This window comes from Nonlabens sp. MB-3u-79 (genome assembly GCF_002831625.1).
Taxonomy (GTDB): Bacteria; Bacteroidota; Bacteroidia; order Flavobacteriales; family Flavobacteriaceae; genus Nonlabens.
The window spans coordinates 2,093,319-2,119,828 of record NZ_CP025116.1 but is presented as its reverse complement, the minus strand read 5'-3'; the positions used below and the strand labels follow the sequence as shown (position 1 = coordinate 2,119,828).

24 protein-coding genes are annotated in these 26,510 nt (G+C 36.2%); 9 read left to right on the top strand and 15 right to left on the bottom strand.

What is annotated here, in order from left to right:
- The first annotated feature begins 28 nt into the window (after nt 1-28).
- From CW736_RS09355 to CW736_RS09315, 9 genes are all read left to right on the top strand, one after another.
- On the top strand, nt 29-1,471 hold the full coding sequence (locus CW736_RS09355) for an LptF/LptG family permease (protein ID WP_232735334.1): 1,443 nt from the start codon (nt 29-31) through the stop codon (nt 1,469-1,471).
- Nucleotides 1,472-1,502: 31 nt separating this feature from the next.
- Complete coding sequence (ribB, locus tag CW736_RS09350; protein WP_101013693.1) at nt 1,503-2,651, top strand: 3,4-dihydroxy-2-butanone-4-phosphate synthase; 1,149 nt, start codon at nt 1,503-1,505, stop codon at nt 2,649-2,651.
- An 87-nt stretch (nt 2,652-2,738) separates the two neighbouring features.
- The gene (gene murQ, locus CW736_RS09345; protein WP_101013692.1) at nt 2,739-3,554 is read left to right on the top strand and encodes an N-acetylmuramic acid 6-phosphate etherase; all 816 of its coding nucleotides are present in this window, start codon (nt 2,739-2,741) and stop codon (nt 3,552-3,554) included.
- Nucleotides 3,555-3,556: 2 nt separating this feature from the next.
- Nucleotides 3,557-3,790 carry a DUF6095 family protein gene (locus CW736_RS09340; RefSeq protein ID WP_101013691.1) on the top strand — a complete coding sequence of 78 codons (234 nt, stop codon included), beginning with the start codon at nt 3,557-3,559 and terminating at the stop codon, nt 3,788-3,790.
- Nucleotides 3,790-4,560: a hypothetical protein gene (locus CW736_RS09335; protein ID WP_101013690.1), complete on the top strand. Its 771-nt coding sequence runs from the start codon at nt 3,790-3,792 to the stop codon at nt 4,558-4,560. Before CW736_RS09340 ends, CW736_RS09335 begins: the two co-directional genes overlap by 1 nt.
- 170 nt (nt 4,561-4,730) lie before the next feature.
- Entirely contained in the window at nt 4,731-6,440 is a 1,710-nt protein-coding gene (locus CW736_RS09330; RefSeq protein WP_232735333.1) for an OstA-like protein, read from the top strand.
- A complete protein-coding gene (locus CW736_RS09325) occupies nt 6,430-7,620 on the top strand; it encodes an aspartate aminotransferase family protein (RefSeq protein ID WP_101013689.1) in 1,191 nt (396 codons plus the stop codon). Before CW736_RS09330 ends, CW736_RS09325 begins: the two co-directional genes overlap by 11 nt.
- A 102-nt stretch (nt 7,621-7,722) precedes the next feature.
- A complete protein-coding gene (locus CW736_RS09320; protein WP_101013688.1) occupies nt 7,723-9,105 on the top strand; it encodes a tetratricopeptide repeat protein in 1,383 nt (460 codons plus the stop codon).
- Nucleotides 9,106-9,108: 3 nt separating this feature from the next.
- On the top strand, nt 9,109-9,846 hold the full coding sequence (locus CW736_RS09315; RefSeq protein WP_101013687.1) for a tyrosine-protein phosphatase: 738 nt from the start codon (nt 9,109-9,111) through the stop codon (nt 9,844-9,846).
- A gap of 12 nt (nt 9,847-9,858) precedes the next feature.
- Here CW736_RS09315 and CW736_RS09310 read toward each other — a convergent pair whose 3' ends face one another.
- From CW736_RS09310 to CW736_RS09245, 15 genes are all read right to left on the bottom strand, one after another.
- A complete protein-coding gene (locus CW736_RS09310) occupies nt 9,859-12,252 on the bottom strand; it encodes a GumC family protein (protein ID WP_101013686.1) in 2,394 nt (797 codons plus the stop codon).
- 8 nt (nt 12,253-12,260) lie between these two features.
- Entirely contained in the window at nt 12,261-13,043 is a 783-nt protein-coding gene (locus CW736_RS09305) for a polysaccharide biosynthesis/export family protein (protein ID WP_232735332.1), read from the bottom strand.
- Nucleotides 13,044-13,063: 20 nt separating this feature from the next.
- Complete coding sequence (locus CW736_RS09300; protein WP_101013685.1) at nt 13,064-15,013, bottom strand: polysaccharide biosynthesis protein; 1,950 nt, start codon at nt 15,011-15,013, stop codon at nt 13,064-13,066.
- 68 nt (nt 15,014-15,081) lie between these two features.
- Nucleotides 15,082-15,258 carry a hypothetical protein gene (locus CW736_RS14060; RefSeq protein WP_157810922.1) on the bottom strand — a complete coding sequence of 59 codons (177 nt, stop codon included), beginning with the start codon at nt 15,256-15,258 and terminating at the stop codon, nt 15,082-15,084.
- A 291-nt stretch (nt 15,259-15,549) separates the two neighbouring features.
- Complete coding sequence (locus CW736_RS09295) at nt 15,550-16,692, bottom strand: DegT/DnrJ/EryC1/StrS family aminotransferase (RefSeq protein WP_101013684.1); 1,143 nt, start codon at nt 16,690-16,692, stop codon at nt 15,550-15,552.
- 37 nt (nt 16,693-16,729) lie between these two features.
- Entirely contained in the window at nt 16,730-17,275 is a 546-nt protein-coding gene (locus CW736_RS09290) for a sugar transferase (protein ID WP_101013683.1), read from the bottom strand.
- Nucleotides 17,275-17,871, bottom strand: a complete 597-nt coding sequence (locus tag CW736_RS09285; protein ID WP_157810921.1) for an acetyltransferase — start codon at nt 17,869-17,871, stop codon at nt 17,275-17,277. The genes CW736_RS09290 and CW736_RS09285 overlap by 1 nt, the downstream gene beginning before the upstream one ends.
- The gene (locus CW736_RS09280) at nt 17,864-18,475 is read right to left on the bottom strand and encodes a sugar transferase (RefSeq protein WP_101013682.1); all 612 of its coding nucleotides are present in this window, start codon (nt 18,473-18,475) and stop codon (nt 17,864-17,866) included. Before CW736_RS09280 ends, CW736_RS09285 begins: the two co-directional genes overlap by 8 nt.
- The gene (locus CW736_RS09275) at nt 18,475-19,713 is read right to left on the bottom strand and encodes a glycosyltransferase family 4 protein (RefSeq protein WP_101013681.1); all 1,239 of its coding nucleotides are present in this window, start codon (nt 19,711-19,713) and stop codon (nt 18,475-18,477) included. Before CW736_RS09275 ends, CW736_RS09280 begins: the two co-directional genes overlap by 1 nt.
- Nucleotides 19,714-21,582 carry an alginate lyase family protein gene (locus CW736_RS09270; RefSeq protein WP_157810920.1) on the bottom strand — a complete coding sequence of 623 codons (1,869 nt, stop codon included), beginning with the start codon at nt 21,580-21,582 and terminating at the stop codon, nt 19,714-19,716.
- A gap of 6 nt (nt 21,583-21,588) precedes the next feature.
- Nucleotides 21,589-22,062 carry a serine O-acetyltransferase gene (locus CW736_RS09265; protein ID WP_101013679.1) on the bottom strand — a complete coding sequence of 158 codons (474 nt, stop codon included), beginning with the start codon at nt 22,060-22,062 and terminating at the stop codon, nt 21,589-21,591.
- 2 nt (nt 22,063-22,064) lie between these two features.
- Nucleotides 22,065-23,171: a glycosyltransferase family 4 protein gene (locus CW736_RS09260; RefSeq protein WP_101013678.1), complete on the bottom strand. Its 1,107-nt coding sequence runs from the start codon at nt 23,169-23,171 to the stop codon at nt 22,065-22,067.
- Nucleotides 23,161-24,309, bottom strand: a complete 1,149-nt coding sequence (locus CW736_RS09255) for an O-antigen ligase family protein (RefSeq protein ID WP_101013677.1) — start codon at nt 24,307-24,309, stop codon at nt 23,161-23,163. The genes CW736_RS09260 and CW736_RS09255 overlap by 11 nt, the downstream gene beginning before the upstream one ends.
- Nucleotides 24,306-25,415, bottom strand: coding sequence for a glycosyltransferase family 4 protein (locus CW736_RS09250; RefSeq protein ID WP_101013676.1), 1,110 nt, complete (start codon nt 25,413-25,415; stop codon nt 24,306-24,308). Before CW736_RS09250 ends, CW736_RS09255 begins: the two co-directional genes overlap by 4 nt.
- A complete protein-coding gene (locus CW736_RS09245; protein ID WP_157810919.1) occupies nt 25,412-26,452 on the bottom strand; it encodes a glycosyltransferase in 1,041 nt (346 codons plus the stop codon). Before CW736_RS09245 ends, CW736_RS09250 begins: the two co-directional genes overlap by 4 nt.
- Nucleotides 26,453-26,510 lie beyond the last annotated feature (58 nt).

The window sequence follows — 26,510 nt, the reverse complement described above, 5'->3', positions numbered from 1 at the left end:
TACTTGAACCTTTACTACTCGATATAATTTGAAGATATTAGATCGTTACATATTGACTCAATACATAAAGACGTTTTTAAGCGTCTTTGTTGTGTTAATGTTTATTCTTATTCTACAAGCGATATGGTTATACATTAAAGAGCTGGCAGGAAAAGACCTAGACGTGATAACGATTGTAAAATTTCTTTACTACTCTACTCCAGTAGCTGTGCCTATCGCACTACCTTTAAGTGTATTACTGGCGGCGATTTTGGTTTTTGGGAGTATGGCAGAGAACTATGAATTTGCGGCAATGAAGTCTAATGGTATTTCTCTGCAAAGAGCCATGAGATCGCTAACCGTTGTTATTCTAGGGATCGGGATTACCTCATTTCTGTTTGCTAATTCTGTTATTCCTTGGGGGTATTTAAAACAAAGAAACTTGCGTGGTAATATTGCTAAGATGAAACCGGCTATGGCGATAAGTGAGGGTACCTTCAATCAATTAGGCGATATCAATATTAAAGTAGCCAAAAAGTCTGGCGAAAACGGTGAATTCTTGAACGATGTCATCATACATAAAAAGAACCCTAGTAAAAACGGTAATTACACGGTTATAAAAAGCAAACGAGGGGAGTTAAAAAGTTCTTTAAAGTCTAACGTGATACAGCTGGTTCTAGAAGAAGGCAATTACTATGAAGACTTATACCTCACCCAGCCAAGAAAGGCAAATAGTTCCCCATTTGTAAAAAGTTATTTTGACAGTTACACGCTAAATATTGATGTATCCCAATTGAATAAAGTAGATCTCAGTGAAGAATCCGTCACTGATAATCATAGAATGCTTAATATTAATGAACTCTACAATCGCATCGATACTTTTTCTTTAGCACTAACAAACAATTACAAAATCTATAGAAACAACCAACATCATACTTGGTCCCCCAGTGTATTAGATAATAGAGTGGAGCTAGACACCATAAAAGAGACCCCTAAAGACCTATTAACTTCCCTGAAAATATTTGACCAACGTAGAGCTTTAGATGTGGCTACCTCTAAAATGCGCAGTCAGCGAGCCGCTGTTCAAAATCGAGTGTCACAAATAAAAGGAGAAAAATCTAGGCTGGCAAAACACGAGATAGAGATTCATAAGAAATATGTTTTAGGAGTTGCCTGTGTCATCTTGTTTTTTATTGGTGCACCATTAGGAGCCATCATAAAAAAAGGAGGTATGGGATTGCCCCTCGTAATAGCTACCTTATTTTTTCTGACCTATCACTTTATAGGTATTTTTGCAGAAAAAGCTGCTGCTGAAGATGCTTTCCCCGCCTGGCTTGGAGCATGGATGAGTACATTTATTATTTTTCCTATAGGAATTTACCTTACCTACAGAGCCACCACAGATCAAGGAATCTTTAGTAACGAATTCAGCTTTACCAAGCTCTTTGCAAAGTTTAAAAAACACCCAAAATCTCCTAGTGCAACGGCTTAATCCTTATCTTTGTAACAAAGGATTAAGGATTATGATTACCGAAGAAAAAACTTCAAAAGCTATACAGTTGGATCGTATTGAAGACGCTATAGAAGATATTAGAAATGGAAAAGTCATCATCGTGGTAGATGATGAAAATCGTGAGAACGAAGGTGATTTTCTGGCTAGTGCAAGATCTGTCACTCCAGAAATGATCAATTTTATGGCTACTCATGGTCGTGGTTTAATCTGTGCTCCTCTTACACAATCGAGATGTAAAGAATTAGAACTTACCATGATGGTCACTAATAATTCTGATCCTCTGGAGACAGCCTTTACTGTTTCTGTAGATTTAAGAGGTCATGGAGTAACTACAGGAATAAGTGCTAGTGATAGAGCAAAAACCATACAAGCGATCATTAACAAAGACACACAACCTCATGACTTCAGTAAACCAGGTCATATATTCCCATTAAGAGCAAAAGATGGTGGTGTGTTGAGAAGAACTGGTCACACAGAGGCTGCTATAGACTTTGCAAGACTTGCTGGTCATGAAGCTGCAGGAGTTATTGTAGAGATCATGAATGAAAACGGGACTATGGCCCGTCTTCCTCAACTTGTAGAAGTGGCAAAACAACACGATCTCAAACTGGTATCTATTGAAGATCTTGTAGCTTACCGTATGAAGCACGATAGTCTTATCGTTAAGAAAGAAGACTTTATGTTAAAGACGCGTTTTGGCGAATACCGACTGCGCGCCTATCAACAAACGACTAATAATCAGATTCATATTGCTTTAACTTTAGGCGACTGGGAAAAAGAAGAGCCCGTACTTACCCGTATGAATTCTACGCAGGTAAATAACGATCTGTTCTCTACACTAACGAGTAATGCGGACCGTAAAATAGATGCGATGTTTGATCTTTTAAACAAAGAAGGAAAAGGCGCTATCGTTTTTATCAATCAGCAATTTGAACCAGAAAATATGCTGGGCAGGTTGGAAGAACTTAAAGACCTTCAAGAAAATGGAGGTGTAAAAGCACCTAGACGTAATTTAGACAACAAAGACTACGGTATAGGTGCCCAAATCCTTCATGATCTGGAGATCTACAAACTCAAGTTGATGACTAATTCTGAGCAAAGCAAGCGCATAGGAATTATAGGTTACGGACTAGAGATTGTCGACACTGTTTCCTATTAGGTTATTATTCATTCCTCTTTCTTGTTTTTATAAAAAATAAAAAGTTGGTACCACATCCGTTGTGGTAACTACAGTGAAACGATTCTTATGGCATTCAAAAAAATTACAGAACAAGATTCTTATTACAATGATCTGGAAAAGATGAGTACCAGAGAATTGTTAGAAAGCATCAATAAGGAAGATCAAACTGTGGCGACCGCAGTGGAGAAAGTGATTCCTAAAATAGAAGCTTTAGTACTTATTATCGTTAAGAAAATGTCTAGTGGCGGTAGACTTTTTTATATAGGTGCAGGAACCAGTGGTCGACTAGGAATACTAGATGCCAGTGAATGCCCTCCTACTTTTGGTGTAAGGGATGATAAAATCATAGGCCTTATAGCTGGTGGTGATCTAGCAATAAGAAAAGCTGTAGAAAATGCTGAAGACGATTCTCAACAAGCTTTTAAAGACTTGCAAAACTTTCATATCGATCGAAATGATGTGGTCATAGGCATCGCTGCTAGCGGCACTACTCCTTATGTTATAGGTGGATTAGAGCATTGCAATACAATGGGCATCACTACGGCATGCATTACTTGCAATGAAGGGAGCCCGTTGGATAAAGTAGCCTCTTTTCCAATTGTTGTTACTGTAGGTCCAGAGTTTGTAACCGGCAGTAGTAGAATGAAAGCTGGAACAGCTCAGAAAATGATTCTCAATATGATAAGCACTAGTGTCATGATACAATTAGGTCATGTAAAGGGTAATAAAATGGTCGATATGCAGTTAAGTAATAACAAACTCGTAGATCGTGGAACACGTATGATTATGGAAGCGACTGGAGTTGAATATGAGATAGCACGACAATTACTACTCGATCACGGTAGTGTAAGAAATGCAATTGCTCAACAAGGAATTTGTTAACTATGGAACAAACATCAACTGACAGAGAAGTTCTCGTAAAAGGAATTAAAAGACTCGCTATAAGTGTTTTATTCCTTTTTGCTGGCCCTATTCTTATTTATAAAGGAGCTGGATCAGAGCATCCTATTATATTTTTAATGCCGGGAATAGCCTTTGCCATCCTAGCGGTTGTTTTAATTTTTCAAGGAATCAATTTGATTTTAGATTCCATGTTCAAATCTAATAAAACCAGATAATGTACAAGTCTCTATTATTTTTTCTCTTTTTAACCCTAGTGGGATGCAAAACGTCAAATGACAAAAAAGAGCTGCCTGAAGAAACCAGTTCAACTACTGCCCTTATTTTAGAAAATAAAGTCAAAAACCCAAATGGAATAACCGGAGGTATTAATATTATGGGATACTTTGTTGAGCCCTCATTTGGAGGAGTATTAAACGAAGATGGAAGTTTTAAAATCGAACTGCCTTTAGATTTTGATCAAACAACAGAAAAAGCTTTCGAAGCTTATAACTCTTCCCCAATTGCAGCATATGAACTCAAGTATTCAACAGCATTAGAAAGCTTTCCTAACGCTGATGGTTTATCATTTACGGGAAAAGAGGTGAAACTAGCTTTCGCTGGTAAATATTATAGATTTGAAGTCACCGGTTCCAATCGAAGTGGCTATATCTATCCTGCTTCCAGTCAGAATTTTCTAAAATATGTAATCGGCACTAAGGATGCTTTACCAGAAACCGGATATCTTTATTATTACATCTACGCCAAAGAACCTTTTTCTATAAAAGGTTCTTTGGCCACTGAAAATTTATTTGAAGACGGTACTGAGGAAATCTACCAAAGAACTGATGACTATAATCTTAAGATAAATAAAGGCTGGAATTTGATAGGTTACGAAATCAATGAGTTGACGCAAAGCGCTATAGGAACAAGAACCATTTCAAAATCCAGTGTTTTTAATGAAAAACTAACAACCAAGCCAGATACTTGGTTCATGAGTTCCAAATAAAAGTATACAGATTTTACAACTATTGATCTTTATCTAATTTGATTTTTAAAGTATGCTTTGATCTGCTTAGATTAAAATCAAAGTCTATATAATGCTTATATTTCCCTGTCGCCTCCTATCTGATTTGTAGTCGTCAATTTTGTAATTTTGAACACAGAAAAACCACCTATTTGAAAAATTTAATTTGGCTTCTTGTTTTATGTAATGTGTGCCTATGTATAGGTCAGACGCAAACAAACGATTCCTTGATTAAGGTGACTAGTGCTGGTGGGGGTTTTAGTCAAATAAATGAAGAGCTTTTTCCTGGAGGCGTTGTTTATGCTGGAACCGGTAAGAATCAAGTCTATGTGCAACACAAAGGAATTCAAATGTGGTGTGATCGTGCTGTTTTTTATAGGCAAGATAATTTTATAAGAACTTTCGGAAATGTTCGTATGAATCAAGGCGATTCTATAAGAATGAGTTCTGAAAAAGCAGAATATAATGGTAAGACGCAGTTTGCTTTTGCCAGTGGCAATGTGGATATGAAAAACCCTGGAACTACTTTAAAAACAGACAGCTTATTTTTTGATCGTGCCAAACAACAGGCGTATTACCGAAGCGGTGGTACTGTAACAGATACTGCTAGTACCCTAAAAAGCAGGATAGGACGCTATTTTATTGCCGAGAAAAGATATCAATTTCTCGAAAATGTAAAAGTGACCAATCCAGAATATACCATAGACAGTGATCACCTTAATTTTTATACCGAAACAGGACATACCTATATGTATGGACCCTCCACTATAAAAGGAAAAACAAGTACCGTTTATTGCGAACGAGGTTTTTATGATACCCGAGCAGATGAAGGTTATTTTATAAAAAACTCTAGAATAGATTACAATAACCGTACAGTAACTGGAGACAGCTTGTACTTTAATAGAGCAAGGTCGTTTGCCAGTGCAACCAACAATATAGTGGTGACCGATACCATAAATAAGTCTGTCATAAAAGGCCATTATGCGGAGGTTTATCGGGCAAAAGACTCCGTTTTCATCACCAAGAGAGCTGTTGCTATTTCTATTCAAAATCAAGACAGTGTTTATATACATGCTGATAAATTGATGGTCACCGGCCCAGAAGACGATAGAATTGTAAGAGGCTTTTATGATGTCAGGCTTTTTAAAAGTGATTTAAGTGGCAGGTGTGATTCTATTATTACCAGACAAAGTACCGGACTTACTAAGATGATTACACAACCTGTTTTATGGAGTGGCAAAAGCCAGCTGACAGGGGACAGCATACATATTCAAAGCAATACTAAAACGGAGAAACTCGATAGTTTGCGCGTGTTCTACAACGCTTTTATTATCGATCAAGATAGTAGTGGTGGTTTTAACCAGATCAAAGGAAAAGAACTGCTTGGAAAGTTTAATGATTCCAGCGAACTTGAGGTGGTTAACGTCAATAAAAATGTAGAAAATCTTGTTTATTCTCGTAATGAAGAACAGCAACTTATAGGAATTAATAAAGGAACTAGTGGAAGAATGGAAATACTCTTTGACAATAAAGAGATGTCTATTATAACCAACCTGGACAATGTAGAAGACATCACCTACCCTCCAGACGAGCTGCCTGAGAATGCTCGTACCTTAAGAGGTTTTATCTGGCGCGGGGATGAAATGATAGCAACAAAGGAAGACCTGTTTAAAGGAAAACCAGCTCCAGTACTCACTCCTATTCAAGGAATCCCTTTACCCCAAATAGAAGAAGATTTTTTCAAACAAGACAAAAAGTTTGAGATCAATGAAAATTCCAGATTAAAAGAAAAGGATTTAAAAACAAGAGCTACAGACACCCCTGATTATATTAGAAAAAAGAAAGCAGGAAATGAAGGATGATTTTTACCATTATCAGGCACAGACAACTCCTTTTGCTCCTGGAATAGAAATAGATCGTGCAAAAGGAAATTATATTTATGACAAACAAGGTCATAAATACTTAGATATGGTTGCAGGTGTTAGTGCGCTGCCACTAGGTCACTGCCATCCAGTCATCACAGAAGCAATAAAAAAACAGGTCGACACTTATATGCACGTCATGGTTTATGGAGAGTTTTCTCAAGAACCAGCGGTACAATTGTGCAAGAAAATCGCATCGCTGCTACCCGACCCATTAGAAACTACCTATCTGGTTAACAGCGGTACTGAAGCTATTGAAGCTTCCATAAAGCTAGCTCGCAGTGTGACGGGGCGTTCTCAGATTATCGCAATGAAAAAAGCCTATCACGGTAACACAATGGGCTCCCTGAGTCTTATGGATTATGAAGAGCGTAAAGCTCCTTATAGGCCCTTACTACCCGACATTACGCATATCAACTTCAACTGTATGCAAGACCTGAAATTGATTACGACAACTACTGCTGCCGTCATTATAGAAAGTATTCAAGGTGGCGCAGGATTTAAGATTCCGAGCAAGATTTGGATGCAGGAGTTAAGTAAACGTTGCAAAGAAATGGGCGCTTTACTCCTTATAGACGAGATCCAACCTGGGATAGGTCGCACCGGAAGTATGTTTTATTTTATGCAACACCAGATCGTTCCAGACATGGTGATCACAGGTAAAGGCCTCGCTGGCGGTCTTCCTATTGGGGCTTTAACGACGAGCAGGGCACATATGTCTTACTTCAAGCAATCGCCTATGTTGGGCCATATAACGACTTTTGGAGGTCATCCTGTCATCGCCGCAGCGGCACTTGCCACACTTACAGAAATAGAACGGGGTAACTATATGGAAGAGATGTGTGATAAGGAATCTCGCTTTCGCGAAAGCTTACAACACAAAAATATTCTAGAGGTAAGAGGTAAAGGATTGATGCTTTTAGCCTTACTCCCAGACGATAAGTTCACGACACAAATAGTAGATGAGTGCCGCAACAGAGGTGTTATCTTCTTTTTATTACTCTATGAAAAACGAGCTATAAGAATAACTCCGCCCTATACGATTACCAATTCTGAAATTGATTTTGCGTGTAGAATACTACTAGAAGTCACCGAAGAATTTTATGACCGACAGATATAAAACAACCTGTTTATAAGTTGTTGACAAGAGATATCTTGTTTTTGCGGAGACTTTGGCAAAAAAATTGAACTTAGTAAAACAAGAATTCTTAATATTCTGTGTATGCATTTTGATTTAAACAGTGATGGAGATTTAAGCATCAAAAAATTTGAACTCATGTTGAAATCTAACGAAGTTGGATTCTTTGACAGTGATGAGTTTGATCAAATAATTGAACATTACCTCGAAGAAGGTAAAATGGCATTGGCTCGTAAAGCCATAAGTCTAGGTATTTCTCAGCATCCAACTGCTGTTAATTTAAAACTTTTTAAAGCAGAGGTATATATATTTGACGATCAGTTTTCTCAAGCAGAGCAAGTGCTCAATGAGCTTTTTGAAATCGAGCCACAAAATTCTGAAATCTATATTCAAAAGGCTAATATCTTTTCAAAGACCGAACGCCATGATAAGGCTATAGAGCTGCTTAAAACAGCTTTAGACCTCACACTGGACCAAGCCGATGTTTATAATTTAATTGGTATGGAGTTTCTTTTTATTGAAGACTACTCTAACGCCAAGGTGAATTTTATGAAGTGTTTAGAGCTGGACGATACCGACTACTCGGCTCTTTACAATATCATATATTGTTTTGATTTTTTACAAGAACACCAACAAGCTATAGACTTCTTAAATCTATTTCTAGATAAGAATCCTTATAGTGAGGTGGCATGGCATCAAGTAGGTAAACAATATTTTGACTTAAAAATGTATGAAAAGTCTCTTTCAGCATTTGAATTTGCTATTATTTCTGACGATTTTTTTGTGGGAGCATACTTAGAAAAAGGTAAAGTCCTTGAAAAGTTAGGCAGGTATAACGAAGCCATTGAAAATTATCAAATTACACTTACACTAGACGACCCTACTTCATTTGCCTATTTAAGGTTGGGGAAATGTTTTGAAAAATTAGGCGTTGACGAGAAGGCAATCAAGTACTTCAAACAATGCGTTAAGGAAGATCCATTGCTTGATAAAGGATGGTTATCTATAGTAAGCTTTTACACCAAAAGGCTGGATTTTCAAAAAGCACTCAGTTATATAGAAAAAGCAACAGAAACAGATGCAGATAATGCGCTGTATTGGACCAAGTATGCTTCTATCAATAGAAGGCTTAATTTTGTAGAGGAAGCCGAATACGGCTATCGCAGAGCTATAGAGCTAGGTAATTATGAGCTTTCTACCTGGATCAATAGAGGTGACTTACTTCTTCACCTAGGTGAAATAAATACTGCCATTTCTAATATAGAAAGCGGCTTAGAATTCTATCCCGAAGAAGTGGAGCTGGAATATAGACTCGCAGGTCTTTACTTCAAAAAAGGAGATCTCTTAAAAGGAAAGTTTCATTTACAAAATTCTTTAAAAAGAAATTCTGAATACATTATTATCATGGAAGAATTATTTCCAGTAGAATATGAAATGCAAGAAGTACAACAACTTCTAAAACTTTAATTCATGATTTTTTTTAATAAATCCGTGTATCTGGTAGATCTACTAGATGGCATTACTGATATTCACAACCACCTTTTACCTGGAATGGATGACGGCTCACCTGATCTAGAGACTACTTTAGAGATGATTAAAGCCATGAAAGCTATAGGTATAAAGAACGCTATTGCTACGCCACATACCATGGAAGATTATTACAATAATGATGTAGCTAAAATCACTGCTAATTTCCAAGAAACAAAGTTAGCGTTAGCCGCAACAAATGCCAAAGGCTTTATCTTGAATACTGCTTCAGAATATATGATGGATGGGCAGTTTGATCAAATTATAGAGAAAAACAACTACCTGTGTCTTCACAAGAACTACCTGCTTACAGAGCTGTCTTATTTCCAACGTCCTGATCAATTGGAAGAGTTGGTATTTAAAATGTGCCAAAAAGCTTTGATTCCTATACTGGCCCATCCAGAACGTTATCGTTATATAAAATCAATAGATGATCTTAAGGATTTAAAAGAGCGCGGATTTGAACTACAACTCAATTTGCTCTCCTTATCTGGTCATTATGGAGAGGAAGCTTTTACAAAAGCGACATCCCTTCTGGATAAAGGAATGTATGAATACCTAGGAACTGATGCTCACAAGGTGTCTCACATAGAAAAAATCAAGGAAATTAAGATAAAGAAAAAGAAAATTCCGTCCATAAAAAAGCTTGTGGAAAACCACAAGCTTGTATTTGATCTTTAAAATGAAAGCCTTTTACTCGAAAGTTCGTTTCTCTTCAAATCTACTCTTAAACGAACTCCATAAGGTCTTTTTTTCTTCACCGTAAGAGTAGCCATATTTATTACCATACCCAAAGTTAGCGAGTTTGACGTTGTTAACTACAATAGCCACATTACTCAATTTGCCTTCTTTAATAGTATCAGCAACAAATTCTAATAAAGAAGTGTCCGTATAATTAGCGCGTGTGATATAAGTAGTAACATCAGCGTATTTATTGATGAGCAAGGTATCTGTTACCAATATGGTAGGTGCACTATCGACAATGACCAGATCATAGTTTTCTTTAGCTTCATCAAATAAGGTTTTGGTTCTATCCATCATCCATAATTCTGCTGGATTAGGCGGTATAGCCCCCGACAAAATGATGTCTAAATTTTTATTTACTGAAGAGGTAATGACCAGGTCTTTTAATTTTAAACTGTCATCAGTCAAATACTCTGTCACCCCTGGAGTCCTTTTTGACATTGTATCAGAGTATCGATGTAGTTGAGGGTTTCTGATATCTGCTCCTATTAATAACACTTTTTTGCCACTGTAAGAAAACGTATTAGCAAGATTAAAAGCTACCAAGGTTTTTCCTTCACCTTTAACTGTTGAAGTGACCAAAACAACTTTAGTGTTGTCATGATTGACAGCATTTAGTTTGTATTGAAGGTTGGTTCTTAGGATTCTAAAAGATTCTGCTAAAACAGATCGATCGTTCAATTGTATATAATCGCTACTGTCTTTATCGAGTTTAGGGACTTCTCCTAGTATATTAATATTAGGTAGGTTTTTTTCGATATCCTTTCTTGACTCTATTTTATTGTAAAAAATAGATCGCCCATAGACTAAGGCTCCGGGAAGCAGTAAACCCAATACCAACATAGCTAGATAAATTATTTGCGGTTTTGGAGAAATAGGGGTTGCAGATGCTAATGCGTAGTCAACAATTTTTGCCTTAGGTGCGGTCACTGCAAGAGAGATGGCAGTAGTTTCTTTCTTCTCATTCAGCAATAAATAAACAGCCTCTACGACCACACGATCTCTTTCTATATCTCTATTGACTCTTTCATTTTCTGGAACATCAGCTATTTTCCCTGAGACTTTGTTGAGCTCTTTATTAAGACTTTCTTGTTGAATGCTCATTGAATTGATGATATTGTTTAAAGAAAGGATTATAGATTGCTTTAAACTATTGAGTTGATCCACTAGCCTTTTAAGGACTGGGTTTTCTGAGGTCGCATTTTCTTTAAAATTGAGGTACTCTTGTAAAAGTGTATTGTAGGTGGAGGTTATTTGTTCCAGATCCACATCTTTCAGTCCCATGTTTTGAGGGATAAAATTGAAAGAGTCTACGTCTATTTCACTTTTCATCAGTTTGGCTAGCCTTAGCTGAGTTCCCGCCACGACAACCTCTCTTCCTATACTGGACGAAGATTCTAAATTAAGAGTAGCCTCTGCTATAATATCAGTTACACTCTCTGATGTTTTAAAACGTTGTATTCCTCTTTCTAAACTGTCCAAATCTTTTCTGATAGCTGCTAGGCGCTCATCAATAAATCGAGCCGTATTTCTAGAAACTTCATTCTTATCTTTAATAGCATCCTCATTAAAAACCACCACTAGGTTATCCAATATATCTTCTGCCTTTTCTTTGACCGGATCAACTAAACTTAACTCCAATACACTTCCTCTCTTGTCAATTTTTGAAATTTGGAGCTTAGATACAATTGACTTAGTGGTTTTAGCCTTAGGCTCCATAGTAATCGAGATCTCGTCCCATTCTGCACTCTCTTCTGCCTTCTCTTCCTTACCAGATGACTTTAGTATAGATTTAGGTAATATCAAAAGTTTTACACCGTCTATTTCAAACTCCGATCCATAAGAGTAATTGGTATAATCACCATCTAAATACTTTATTCCAATAGTCTGACTGTCTATATTCCTTACGGTTAGAAACATAGATTCAGGTACCGTTTTATCGAGTAAAGTGGCTTTTATCGGACTGTTTTTATAAATGTTGGTAGATTTAATGTTACCAATTCTAGAATAGACGATATTCAAATCCAAATGTTCCACCACTTGGTTGATCAATCTATTGGATTGGAGTATTTGCATTTCATTCTCTACAGAGTTAAATGAACCTCCTAGTACATCTAAATCCCCTAAAGCCGAAAATTCTGAAAGGCCACCTCCACCTTCGGTATCTTTAATTAAAATTTTTGAAGATGCTTGGTACTGTCTGGTCGTATATCTCAAATATGCATAACCTAGAGATAAAAATATAAGTATGCTTAGGAGGAACCAAGGCCAATGTCTTAAGTATTGATATATCTGATCTTTTAAAGAAAGGTTTGTATCAGCTTCAAAATTTGAATTATTCATATAGCTTATTAGTTTCTTGATATAATAACAATTAGAGATATTAAGACAGAGGCTACCGAAACGTAAAGAGAAGCGTTTCTATTAAAGCCAGCTGCCTGCACTTGTGCATAATTAGGCTCTACAACTACCACATCATTTTGCTGCAAATAATAAAACTCCGAATCTATAAAATCTGAATTCGTTAAATCTACTCTATGAGAAGTTTGCACTCCATCCAGATCTCTTAAAATAGTAAGGTTTTTTCTATTGCCATAAATGGTTAAATCTCCTGCTTGCCCTATAACTTGTAGTAAAGTAATACGGTTGTAATCTAGGTTAAAGGTGCCCGGATTATTTACTTCCCCTAAAACCGTTACCTTAAAGTTGACGATTCTTACGTCCACCACCGCATCCTTTACAAATTTTTCACGCAATACAGACTGTAAAAACTCCGTAATTTCTTCTCTGGTTTTCCCAGCAGCTATAATACTTCCTAGGAGTGGAAATACAATTTCACCATTATTGTCTACTAAATAACCAAATAACTGTCCTTGTTGCCCTGCTCCATTTAAACTACCTTGGTTTGTAGGACCAATAAATTGGTTAAAAGGTTGAACGAGTTCCATGTTTTCGCTGGTAACCGTTATTCTAAGAATGTCATCCTTCTTAATTAAAGACTTATAATTGAGCTCATTTGTAGTTAATGAGGTATCAATATCCTGCAAGTATAGTATCTTTTTCTTCGACACACAAGAAGACAGCAAAGTGACACAAAGGACTAACAGCCCCGCTTTAAATAATTTATTTTTCATGTGGGCAAAGGTAGGGATTTCTACAGATTAACTTTTTGATCTAATAGCTCAAATACGCTGTTTTTACTAATATATTCAGGTACGAGTTGTTTTATTTTACCGACTACAAAAACATCATTCTCGTGCTGTGCTGCTGCAGCTATTTCAATGATATGGTTTAAAACATCTTCATAAGAAATAGCTTGGTCTTTTGCTATCATTATTTTTTGATGGTGCGTAGGCATGCTGGTAGAGGTATCGCTCAGCAACTCTTCGTACAACTTCTCTCCTGGCCGTAATCCAATAATTTTAATATCAATATCTTCATAAGGCTGGAAGCCAGAAAGTTTGATCATGCGTTCTGCCAGGTCCATAATTTTTATGGGTTTCCCCATATCAAAAACAAAAATCTCCCCTCCTTTACCCATAGTACCTGCCTGAAGAACCAGTTGACAGGCCTCTGGAATGGTCATAAAATAACGGATGATGTCTTGATGTGTTACTGTTACAGGACCACCACTTTCAATTTGTTTTTTGAAGTACGGAATCACCGATCCGTTAGATCCTAATACATTTCCAAAACGAGTGGTAATAAACTTGGTGTCCCCTTCAGATTTTTGTTGTAAAGATTGCACATATATTTCGGCCGCTCTTTTACTCGCCCCCATCACGTTCGTTGGATTGACCGCTTTATCAGTACTTACCATTACAAAACGGTCTATACCATAAGCTACCGAAAGGTCTGCTACATTTACAGTACCTAAAATATTGACACAAACGGCTTCTCTAGGATTCTTTTCTATCATAGGAACATGCTTATAGGCAGCGGCATGAAAAACAACCGAGATATCGTTAGATTTAAAAATTTGTTCCAATCGATCTTTCCGCCTTACATCGGCTAAAACTACTTGATAAGATATGCTTGGAAATTTTTCTTTTAACTCCAACTCCAGATCGTATAAAGGGGATTCTGCTTGATCAAGAACAAGAATGCTTTTGGGATGGTAGCCAGATACCTGTCGCACAATTTCGCTTCCTATAGATCCTGCACCACCAGTAATCAAAACCACACGGTTTTGCAGGTAATTAGAGATCTCAGAATCTTCTAAATGTATGGCATCTCTTTCTAACAAATCCTCAATTTGTATCTCCTTAATTTTAGAAGTAACATCATCCTTATCTGTCCATTGAGTGATATCAGGCACATTAAATATTTTCAAATTATTAGCCAGTGCTTTATCTACCAACTCATTTTTTTGCTTGATCGATAATTGAGAACCAGCAATGATCATTCCTGTCACTTTCATGGGAGCAATTCTATCATAAAAGGTGCTCCCGTATTTAATGATAGGTTTTCCAAGAATCTTGATGCGCTGATGGTCTTTTTTAAAAGATATAAAACCAACCAGATTGAAGTTTTGATTTTTTGATGTGGTCAATGCCTCAGCAAGTGCGATGCTATCATCGTTAACTCCTACAATAAGAACGTTATAGCTTTTCTGCTTGCCTTTGGAAACAAAAGAATAAACCCTTTTTACAAACAATCGAAAGGACAAAAGTGTGATAAAAGAGATCGTCATATTGACAATCAGAAATGGCATTAAAAACACCTTTTGGCCATAAACAAAATAGTAACTGTAATTGACTGCTATCAAAACTAACATGGCTGATGCGCAGGCCACAACAATTTTAAAAATATCAACAAAGGTACTGTGCCTGATCAAACCAGAATAGGTGCTGAACGTAAAAAAAGAAGCTACATAAACAAGAATTATAAATACGGCTTGCTGATAAATCGATAGCACATTATAAAACGTAGAAGTGATATTGTCAACTACCAGAAATGAAAAATAAAAGGAGATCATCACCAATAACAAATCTATGGCCACCACCACCCAACGTGGCAGATACCTTAAGTTCTTGAATTGAAGAGAATTATCTCCATTCCAAAATATTTGTGCGACTCTATTTCTGAAGTATTCTGTTTTCATTTCCCCGATGTAAAAGTAGCATAAAAAAAAAAGCAATGTATGTACATTGCCCTTAAAATAAAATAATTTTATTTCTTATGGTATATTTTTCTTGCGCCTATGACAAGACCTATTATGGCAGCTAAGAGTAAACCTGGAATGGGTGCTACATCTTCTACATCTGGATCGAAACCTGGTTGTGCATTTGCATAACTAACAAATGCCAAAAGGGCAATTAATACAAACATCGTTTTTTTAAGTTGCATAACTTATTTTTAATTTAAATTTTTATTCAGATCCTCCTGACTGTCAGATCAGCTAACATAACCTACTTACCAACATTAATCAAATATATTTATTTTATTTTCGATTTTCAGCCGATTTAATCGATAAACGAAGAATATAGTCCACATTCGTCGTTACCAACCGCAATGTTTCCAGTTGGTGCGCTACTTCTGACTTCAACAATAATGCGAAGGCCTACCTCGGTTTCTGCTGCTTCTTGGTGCAGGACTGTATATCAAATCAACTGGTAGTAACTCATTATAATCATTATGTCAAATTTTAAATAGTTGTTTGATCGCTTTTTCGATACGTCCTCGATCCTGATCGGTGAGATTAGACCCAGACGGCAGGCACAATCCGTTTTCAAATAGGGTCTCACAAATCTTACCTCCATAGTAAGGAAAGTCTTTGCATAGGGGTTGTAAATGCATAGGTTTCCATAAAGGTCTGGATTCTATGTTTTCTTTTTCTAATGCGAGTCTGATATCTTCTCTTGTGATGCCTCCCGTTTTTGAAGGATCTACCAATATGGCGCTGAGCCAGTGATTGGAAAAAATAGCTGCATTTTGCTCTACATGTACCCGAACTCCAGCTATATCTTTAAACAACTCTTGATAAAAGCTATTCATTGCTCGACGTAAATCTATATGCTTGTCCAGTACTTCCATTTGCCCGCGACCTATGCCAGCAGATATGTTACTTAAACGATAATTATAGCCTAGTTCGCTATGTTGATAATGAGGCGCTTCGTCACGTGCCTGTGTGGCTAAAAATATAGTTTTATCCTTTACCACTTTAGTAGGACAAACCATCGCGCCACCACCACTAGTCGTGATGATCTTATTCCCATTAAAACTCAAGATTCCATAATCACCAAAAGTCCCACACTTCTGTCCTTTGTAGGTGCTGCCTAGAGACTCGGCACTATCCTCTATAACTGGTATTTGTTTCGCTTTCGCGAAAGCGTGGATCTCCTCCACTTTATAAGGCATCCCATATAAATGTACGGCAAGAATAGCTTTGGGTTTTTTACCTTTTGCGATTCGGTCTTCTACGGCTTCTTTTAAGGCGACTGGACACATGTTCCAAGTCTGCTCTTCACTGTCTATCATGATAGGGGTTGCTCCTAAATATTGTACTGGATTAGTCGTACCACAAAAGGTAAAGCTTTGACAAATCACCTCATCACCAGGTCCTACTCCTGCTTGGATCAATGCTAAATGTATCGCTGCCGTTCCACTAGATAGTGCCGCAACATGAGTGTTTTCTGCTTGATAGGCTTCTAGGTCCTTCTCAAATCCTGTAACATTTGGCCCTAATGGGGCGACCCAATTGGTATCAAAAGCTTCGGTTACGAAATTCCGCTCCGTTCCTCCCATATGAGGTGAAGAAAGCCATATTTTATCTAAAGACATCATTGTAATTTATTTGGTAAAGGTAGTTGATACCTATTTACCTGAAAAGAGATTTCACCGTAAGAAGTATGATTTTCATATCATAAAAAAAGCTGCGCTTATCTAAATATTCTAAATTCATTTTTACTTTATCTGGAAAAATGATTTGATCATTATAAAGTAAAGGATGGTTTTGGTTTTTAAGGAGTTCTTCTTCGTTACGGTATTTAATAGCCGCAAGACTGGTTAAGCCTGGTTTTAGCTCTAGTACTTTTCTATCATCTCCGATAAGTTGATCATAGTATCCAGGAACATCTGGACGTGGCCCTACAAAAGACATGTCGCCTAAAAGGATGTTGATTAATTGCGGCAGCTCGTCTATTTTAGTCTTTCTAAGAAATCTACCCATTCTGGTCACTTTACCATCTTGCATGGTTCTGAGTTTGTAGATGGTAAATGGCTTAGCGTATTGACCTATGCGCTGTTGAGTGTATAGTCCAAAATATTTTGTTGATATTCCTGCAAGTAAGGTAGCAAAGCACAAAAACGGGAATAGGATGATTAATAAAAGAAGTGCCAGAATGCTATTTAATTTGATAGGCATCAAATAGATTTTATAATACGCCCTGGATTACCAACAACGGTTGCGCCGTTTGGAATATCTTTTATTACAACGGTACCTGCTCCTATAGTGCACCAATCTCCTATTTTAACACCTGGAATAATGACAGCACCTGCTCCTACATGTGTTCCTTTCCCGACAATTACAGAACCACATAAGGTAACGTTTGGAGATATATGAACAAAGTCTTCTATAACACAATCGTGTTCTATAACCGCAGCCGTATTAATAATACAATTTGACTTCACTATCACACTAGGGTTGATTATCGCTCCTGCAGCAACCATTGTTCCTTGTCCTAAAAGAACGTTCCCCCCTATGATGGCATGCTTATGTATTAAAGCTGGTAAAAGATCGCCAGAACTTGTTTGAGCTATCTTTTGTCTTATGGAATTATCGCCTATGGCGATTATATAGTTGGCTTTTGAGGGTACAGATTTAATTACTTCATAGCCTTCAAACTTACTTAACAATGGATTACGGTCAACAAATCCTGCTATTGCTAAATTTAAATTAAGTGCTATATCCAGTACTACCTTTCCATGCCCACTTGCACCATAAATATATATATCATTCATTAGAGGAGCCTTTAAAAAATGTAGTAGTAGCTTGACCTTCTTGACTTATACCTTCTGAAACAAACACTTTTTTAAAAGTTTTAAAAATGATTTTCAAATCTAATAAAAATGATTGGTGTTCTACATACCATACGTCCAGTTGAAACTTCTCTTCCCAACTGATGGCATTACGCCCATTGACTTGTGCCCATCCCGTAATACCAGGTTTTACCTCATGACGTCTTGCTTGCTGTTTGGAATAAAGCTTAAGGTATTGAGGCAATAAAGGTCTGGGACCTACAATACTCATATCGCCTTTAATGACATTAAGTAATTGAGGGATTTCATCAAAGGAAGTTTTTCTTATTATTTGACCGACTTTAGTAAGCCGTTGATCATCTGCTAACAAGTTTCCGTTTACATCTTTCTTATCGTTCATGGTTTTGAACTTGATTATTTTAAAAATGGTTCCGTGCTTTCCTGGACGTAATTGATAGAAAAATGAAGAACCTGAATTTGTAATCAATAAAAAAACAAAGACCACCATAAAAACTGGAAGCAAAAAAATAAACGCTACCAAAGCGATACAACTATCTAATAGAGGCTTTAAAAAATATCTATACATTATTTGATAACTGTTTTCATATGATCTAGATAACGAGATGCTAAGACTTTCCTGTCAAAATTTTGCAAGGCGTGGTTATAACCATTTTCTCCCATTTCTATAAGTTTATTTGGGTCATTTAAAACCCTGCGTATTCCAGCTGCAATCGCGCTAGGGTTCTCGGGCTCCACATAAACTCCACAATTAGCCTCATTGATGAGTTCCCTACTTACTCCGTCAATGGCTAGTAAGGTAGCTTTTTTACAAGACATATAATCAAAGGTCTTATTAGAATAAATGGTCTTGAATGTATCCACCTTCTTTAATACAGAAGCTCCCATATCTGACGCTAATATGTATTTAAATACTTCTGCCTTTGCAACTGGCTCTCTAAATATAACATTATCTAATTGACGTTTTTCTTTTTCAGCTATCAGCATTTGTTTTTGCATCCCAGAACCTATCAATTGGAAAACCACATTTGTATCCCTCAGAAATTCCGCTGCATCTAGAAGTTGTATCAAGTGATTAGCCACTCCATGAGCCCCCACATAGGTAATTACAAATTTACCAGTAAGTCCAAGGCTTTCTTTAAATTCTTGAGCGTTAAAATCTTTTTGAACCGCTTCTGCCAATGAGAAATCAGCTGCATTTGGAATAAAAATAATTTTTTGCTCTGAAACTCCTTTTTCAATGAGTTTCGTTCTAAAGGCTGGGGTAAGCACATTAATTAATTTTGCTTTTCTGTATATAAATGCTTCAAACCAATAAGCAAATTTGATAATGATTTTATTTTGAAGGACGCCGGTATCTATAGCACTTTCTGGCCATAAATCACGAACTTCAAACATAAAAGGAATTCTTTTAAAAATGGATAAAACATATGCCGTAATACCAACAAATAATGGTGGTGACGTAACCAGTATCACATCAAACTTCCCTTTTGTTTTAAATAAACCAGCATAAACACTACTAAAAACAAAACTAAAATAAGCCCATAGCCTGCCTAGAAAGCTACTGTTATAAGTCTCCGAAACATGACACCGCATGACATCAACCCCATCATAAAACTGATAATCATGGAGGGTAAACTTGCCTTTATATTGAGGTGCTTTTTCCCCTGTTGCATAATGAACCATTCCTGCTAGTACGGTAACCGTATGACCTTGAATTGCCCATGTGCGCGTCATCTCATTGAATCTAGATCCTCCACCATCATTTTTTTCTAAAAAGTACTGATGTATAAGTAATATGCGCATTTATGCTTTGATTATTAATTGAGTACTAATAGATGTTGACAATGTTGAGAAAGAAAGAGCCATTGATTTTTCTTTAATACCATAATAACTGGAGTGCCATTTTTCTTCAACAGTAGGTAGCAACTCTTTACCTTCTGCATCTATCGCTACAAAGGTAATAGATTCTTGAACAAGGGGGTTTATATGCCAATGTTGTTTTATCTCCTGATTTTGATTGCTGCTAACCTTATCTGTAATATTCCATTCTAATATACCTGGCGTTTTTTCAACTCTTCTGTTATGATTGATCGTTCCCAGCTGTCTATAAGCATCAATACTACCGTCAAAAATATAGTTGGAGTTCTTTGTTAGTGATGCTTGTGCTTTTTTAATCCAGTGAAACCATATAAAACGCCCCCCTTTTAACATCTGGTCGTTGTCATTTATGGTGACTGTATTATGACCTGCTGTACCAGTGAAATGTTTGATATACGTATCTTCCGTATTGTATTTATAACTACCATTATCCCATAGATAATTAATCCCATTTACCCATATATCTAGATGTAGATTATCTGCTTGTGCTGGTCGGTCTTTATAAGCTCCACAACGTATAAAAGTCTTTACCTTATTTTCATTTATAATATAATATCCTCCTATATCAAAAGAGGCTAGTTCGGGTTGTGGACGATCTATAATTGCAGGATCACTCATTCCATACCAAGCAAAACTTTCTGATGGTAGCACCGCCTCGTTGTGCATCGCCATTCTTAAATCATCCAACTGACTCGTATAATCGCGATAATCCAAATCGGTAAATTTGAAAAACAAAGCCCCATCATTGCTGCCATAATTAGGTAAGGTGCCAGAATTTTCATCAAGGCAGGCATCAAGAAAGTCTAGTGATTTCTGTGCTTTTGTGTAAACGCTTTCGCGAAAGCGTAACCCATTTAAATCGTTCAAACGTATCGCCCATGTCAGTAGTTGAACAACCACACGATGGTAATTCATAGAATACTGTAAAAAGGTACCATCCTCATAAATCTGGTAGTCTATTTCCTGTTCGAACCATTTTAAGCCCTCTTTACTCCATTTTTGGCTCTCTGGTATAAAAGGAAAAAGCAAACCTGATACATACAACATCAATGACTCTGTTATCGCATGATTATTGCGTACGGCAATACGTGAAAAATGAATGTTTTGCCTTACATGATGAAGTTGCCAGTATATAGAGTTAATAATTTTATCAAATAAAACTGGTGTTAATGCCTCACTATGCTTGTAAAAATGAATCGCATAGGTCCAGTTCAGAATACGTAAACTTATTTCTTGACTGCACTTATATTGTGGTCCTAAATTTATAGGATTGCTATCAATGAAGTCTTCTATTTCACTAAGTACAAAGCTGGATTGATCTGATGCACTGTGGTGGTCGTATCTCAAGATATCATATAGGTAGGAGAATCTAGCTTTCTCCCAAACAAACTTGATATCTCCTGCTTCCTTAGATAAATCTGGTATTTTCGACCAATGCTTATCTACATCATACTTATACCCATTGCTATGATTAACAGACCATTGCGTTTCTTTGTCCAATTGAAATTGCTGGCTATTAAAAAAGGTGATGTTGTTTTTTAAGCTTTCGCGAAAGCGAGACTCTAAACTTTCAGATAGATTTTTATCTAATTCAATAGCCTCTTTGGAATTAATTAGAAAAGGAATTTGGGATTGCTTCCAATCATTCAAAGTTATAAAGCTCTTATGTGGAGGAGAAGCTGGAAATTTTTTTTGAAACCATCCTAATTTCACCTGAATTAAATGCCCTACACGGAAGTTAATGTAGCGCCATCCCATATTGTTTAATAAATTGAAAAATAGTTTTATTTGCACCGTCAGCTATTTAGAAGTTGTAGCTCTCACCTTATCCAATTCATAGTACTTTTCGATTCTGTTCTCCTTAAGAATTTTATATGGGTTACCGGCAACAGTTGAATTTGAAGGTATGTCCTTATTAACGACAGAATTACAACCGATAATAACATTATCTCCTACAATTATTTCTCCAAACAACATTGAGCCTGTTCCAATGTAAACATCATTACCTATGACGGGCACTTTTGAATCACCGAAATTACGCCCTATAGTTACATTTTGCCCTATGGTAGCATTATTAACAATTACTGAATTAGAATGTACGACTACGCCAATTCCCCAATAGCCTAATTTAACATTGTAACCTATTTTCGCCGAACTAGGAAGCCAATACTCAAATATGATACGATTCACATAACCCATCAAACGCGCAATTCGAAATAGGCCTTTTCTATGAATAAAATTACCAATCCTATATAATATAACTTGAGGTTGCATGTTTAGAGCTCTTTTAAAAGTAAATCGTTATCATTTGGGTGATTATCTATCAATCTGCTTACCGATCTGGCAGCGTTGATGTGGTTCCACTCCTCAAAAATTTTAAGAGAGTAAGTTTGATGACTAGAAATGTCTATATCATCATTCAGATACATTAAAAGCAATGATAATAATTGATCGTCTTCAACAAAAATAAAACCGTTTTTTTTGTTTTCTACCAAAGATTTAGTTGAATAAACGGTGTCTCGGGCAATGATAGCGCAAGCATTTGCAATCCCTTCGTTGACAACAGCAGCCCAACCATCAAAAAGGGATGGTACGACTAAAATATCTGCATTTTGGTAAAATTCATTTAACAGAGTAAAATCTGAAATTAAACCATGGTAATGGACATTTTCATACAATGAGGCTACCTTAATCACCTCTTGATCTAAGATACCATTACCTATAATATCAAACCTCCAATCGGTTGTTTCGGTGTAATTGGATAAGTCATTAATAGCCTTCATTAAGCAATTAATTCCCTTGCGCTCAATTAATTGACCTACATATAAAAAATTGGTAGTGTGATAATTTCTTTTTTTTGTTTTCAATAAATCTTGGGGACTACATAATTCGGGGAAATAACCAAAATTAAAATATTTAGCGTTTTTAAAGCCTAAATTCCAATAGTATTTCTTTACCTCTGCGCCACCAATGCATAAAATATTTACCTGAGAATAAAATATCTTGAACAGACAAATAAACAAACGCCTTATGAATAACGGCTGCCTCCCAGTTATAGGGTTATAGGGTTCTGAAAGTATATATATGGAAGACAACCTTGGCGCAGATAGACGTAATTTGAAAAGTAATGGATCAAATATCCCTAAGGTTATTAATACATCCATACGATTTAATTCTTTATAAAAAAGTGCTTCTTGACCTCTTTTAAAAAAGTAAAAAACGTTTTCCAAGTTGTCTTGTTTGTCAAAATAACCCTCCCTAAATTCTTTTACAGAAGTTTTAACTCCAATAATAACTTGATTAAACTTTCGCAATTCTATAAGCCAACCCATTACATGGGGATTTGCATACGGCATAAAAACAGCAATTTTTTTATTTCTCATTTTTTAGGTTTAAAACAAATAAGACCAATATTATTACGGAAATTGACATTGGGTTTCCTATGTTCAACATAAAATATGATTCGCCGTAGCTTCGGAATGCATAATAGGTCAAAAAACCGAAAATCGCCGCAAAAGAACTATTATTTCTGGCTAAGTGATATGATCGTTTCAGAGCCAATAAATAAAACACTATGAAAACTATCGCCAAAGGAATCCCTACTTGAAGTACGGTATCTAGAATACCGTTATGAACGTGAAGGTTATCCACGATATCCCATGATGATAATTCTTGGTAAGATACATTAATTCCATAGCCAGTAAAGAAATTATCATCATAGGTTTCCATAAAATTTTCAATCAACCTAGAGCGATCGTCATTCAGATTTTGAATTTGTGAGAATGAGGTAATTCCACTCAATTCCTTTTGTGAAAGCCAGTCTAATAAGCTCCCTGAAAAAAAGAAAACAAAGATTAATCCAGAAAATACGATGAACGCCTTTCTAATCTTGCCTTGATTGGATAATAGGATTTCGACCATAAATATGGTTAGGATGGTAAAAACAAGACTACTCCTACTTAGACTAATAAACAAAGCGACCGCTAGAAAAGCTATCAAAAGCCATTTGAATCTGGTCTTAATACCCTTTACAAACCACAAATAACAAATAGCAGATCCAGATATAATTCCCAATGAGTTAAATGTCTTTAGGTCATTAATTTCAAGAGCCATTAGCAATATTAAAATCACCAGAGCAGATATTCCAACATAAACGCCTACTCTAGAGGTTAGTCTTAAAATAATCGAAGTTCTGTTTTCAGAGCTATCTATTTCGCACCACCAGATGTAAAATCCATAGGTAAAGACAAGGTATACTATCCAATATTGCAAACTCAATTTAATATCTTCAGACAAAAGGATATTGAAGATTACCAAGACCAAACTAAGTAAAATTACAAAAGAATATTTTCCAAAGTTATGATATCTTCTTTTAAAAACACCAACCACAAAAAATGGAATTACCAGAACTACAAGCAACAAAACATTTGAAACTGATGCTGGTACTTCAAGAACTTCAGAAAATAATATAAATAAAGGTGTAGCGGCTATTCCTGCCAGCCACCTATCTAGATTATTCATAAATCTTGTAATATTTTGGTCATTGAGTCTGCCATAACGGAACGATCATATTTTGAGCTAACTGTATTTCTTCCATGAACAGCAAGTTGTTCTCTTTGTATTTCAGGCATCTGGATGATTGATTCAATCGATTCTGAAATATCGTTTACTTTTGTAGATAGAGGAATATGGGCATAACTATCATCATGCAGTAACATTTGATAATCTGTAGGCAAAATTAAGGTTGGAACCCCTACTTGAAACGCTTCCATATTAATCTGACCAAAAGCCTCTAATAAAAACGGAACGGCGAAAAGATCAGACTCAGCCAACGTATGGTAAACCTCTTCCTTCTTTTGTCTTCCTTTTAGGTTGATTTTTATGTTTTGGTAATCGTAAAAATAAGGCTCAATCACCCGAGGACCGATCACGATAACAGAAAACTCATAAGGTAATAGGCTTAAAGAATCACAGAGTAGTTTCAGCCCGCCGGCAACATGATTTGATTTAACAAAGCATACTTTAATTGGCGATTTTGTATCAATGTAATAATTATGCTTTTTAACCTTGATCTCATCAAAGTCTATACCTTTTAGTAATACCTTAACTTTATCAGTCGATAAATTATATTCGTTAATCAAGAGTTCTTTCAAAACATCGCTATTGGCAACTACAATATCTGCTTTACGGCAAGAGAAGCGCTCGAACTGTCTAAAGGCCCAATAGCGTATGCTTGTTCTACTCCAGTTAAAACCTTTGAAACCAGCGCTAAATGGGTCATTTACAAAAACTACATCTTTTGTTTTATCAGAATTTTTCTTATTAAGCAGCATCCAGGAAGCAACAAGACTAAAGTTCCAAATCCTTACATCATATTGATGTTCTCTAATGGCAGCAGCGTAATCGAGAGGTCTGCCCAACATAGAAACAAAACCTAGTCGACTTGACCATTTTAAGGAAACTTTACTGATTTCAGATACAACTAGGTCAGGAGTTTCTTCAGTGAAGAATTGAAAATAAATATGTTCGCGATTAAAGTTTTCAAGCAACTTCCATAGATTAATTGCAAAATTTGCAGGGCCGTTTCTATAAGAAAACATGGTCGAAGTAATAAATGCTACTTTCATTTTGCAAATTGTTTAGAAAAATCAGACCACTGGTACTTTTTTAGTTCTTCAAAGTTACTTTGACCTTTTTCTTTGAGATCACTTCTAAAAGATACGGTTTCCATTATTTTTTGAAATTCTATTCTGTCAGAATAAAGAAGATCAGACTGATTATTAAGCCGTCGCTGAAGGACACCCATATTAGGTGCAATTACTGGTTTTTTAAATCCCATGGCCAGAATTACAGAACCTGAGTTCTCCACACTATGGAATGGTAACACAACTACATCTGCCGCATTAAAATATATATCTAGTTGATCATCCGGAACAAATTCATCATGGAGCTTGACTCTAGGGTGATCAATGTTTAATCCCTTCAAATATTCGTCGTTAAAACTTTTCCCTGCTATGATCAGAAAAGCCCTTTCATTTTTTAGCCTTTTAAAGCTTAGCAACAGGTTCTCAATACCTTTATATGGTTTTATAGAGCCTAGGTACAAATACACAAAGTTATCCATTGCTAGGAAAAGCTCCTTTCGTGCTGCTTCTTTTGTAGTATTGTTCTTATAGTAATCGACATAAGAACCCTCTGGAACCACCTTAAATTTATCCTTGGTAACGTTTAGTGCTGCTACTGCCTTATGTATACTTTTTTCATCAAAAACACGTATCCAATCACAAGAACGAGCAAAAAAAGATCTGCACCACTTTTTAGGTCCAATATTATTAAGATCATGTGGAATGATGTTGTGAAGCGTCCAGACTAATTTCACATTAGTGAACTTATCTACAAGGAACACTTCCATAATGAATAAAGGGAACAACAGCCAGATCATCCACTCTTTACGGCGTATATAATATTTCTGAATCCAGTCCAGATGTAAAACATCTGGTTTTTGCAAAACGGCAGTTTTAAGAATAGCAAAGAACTTACCGTCAAAACCATACCGTACTTGCAGGTCTTCCTTTGAGGCGATACCTTCCATCATTAACTTTTGATAAGGGTTCTCTAGACCAGCAATAGGTAAACATGAAATTTTAATTTCTTTTTCTGGCATAAAAAAATAATTGACAATAAGCATTGCTCCAAGCGACTACAAAGATAAAGGTTATTTA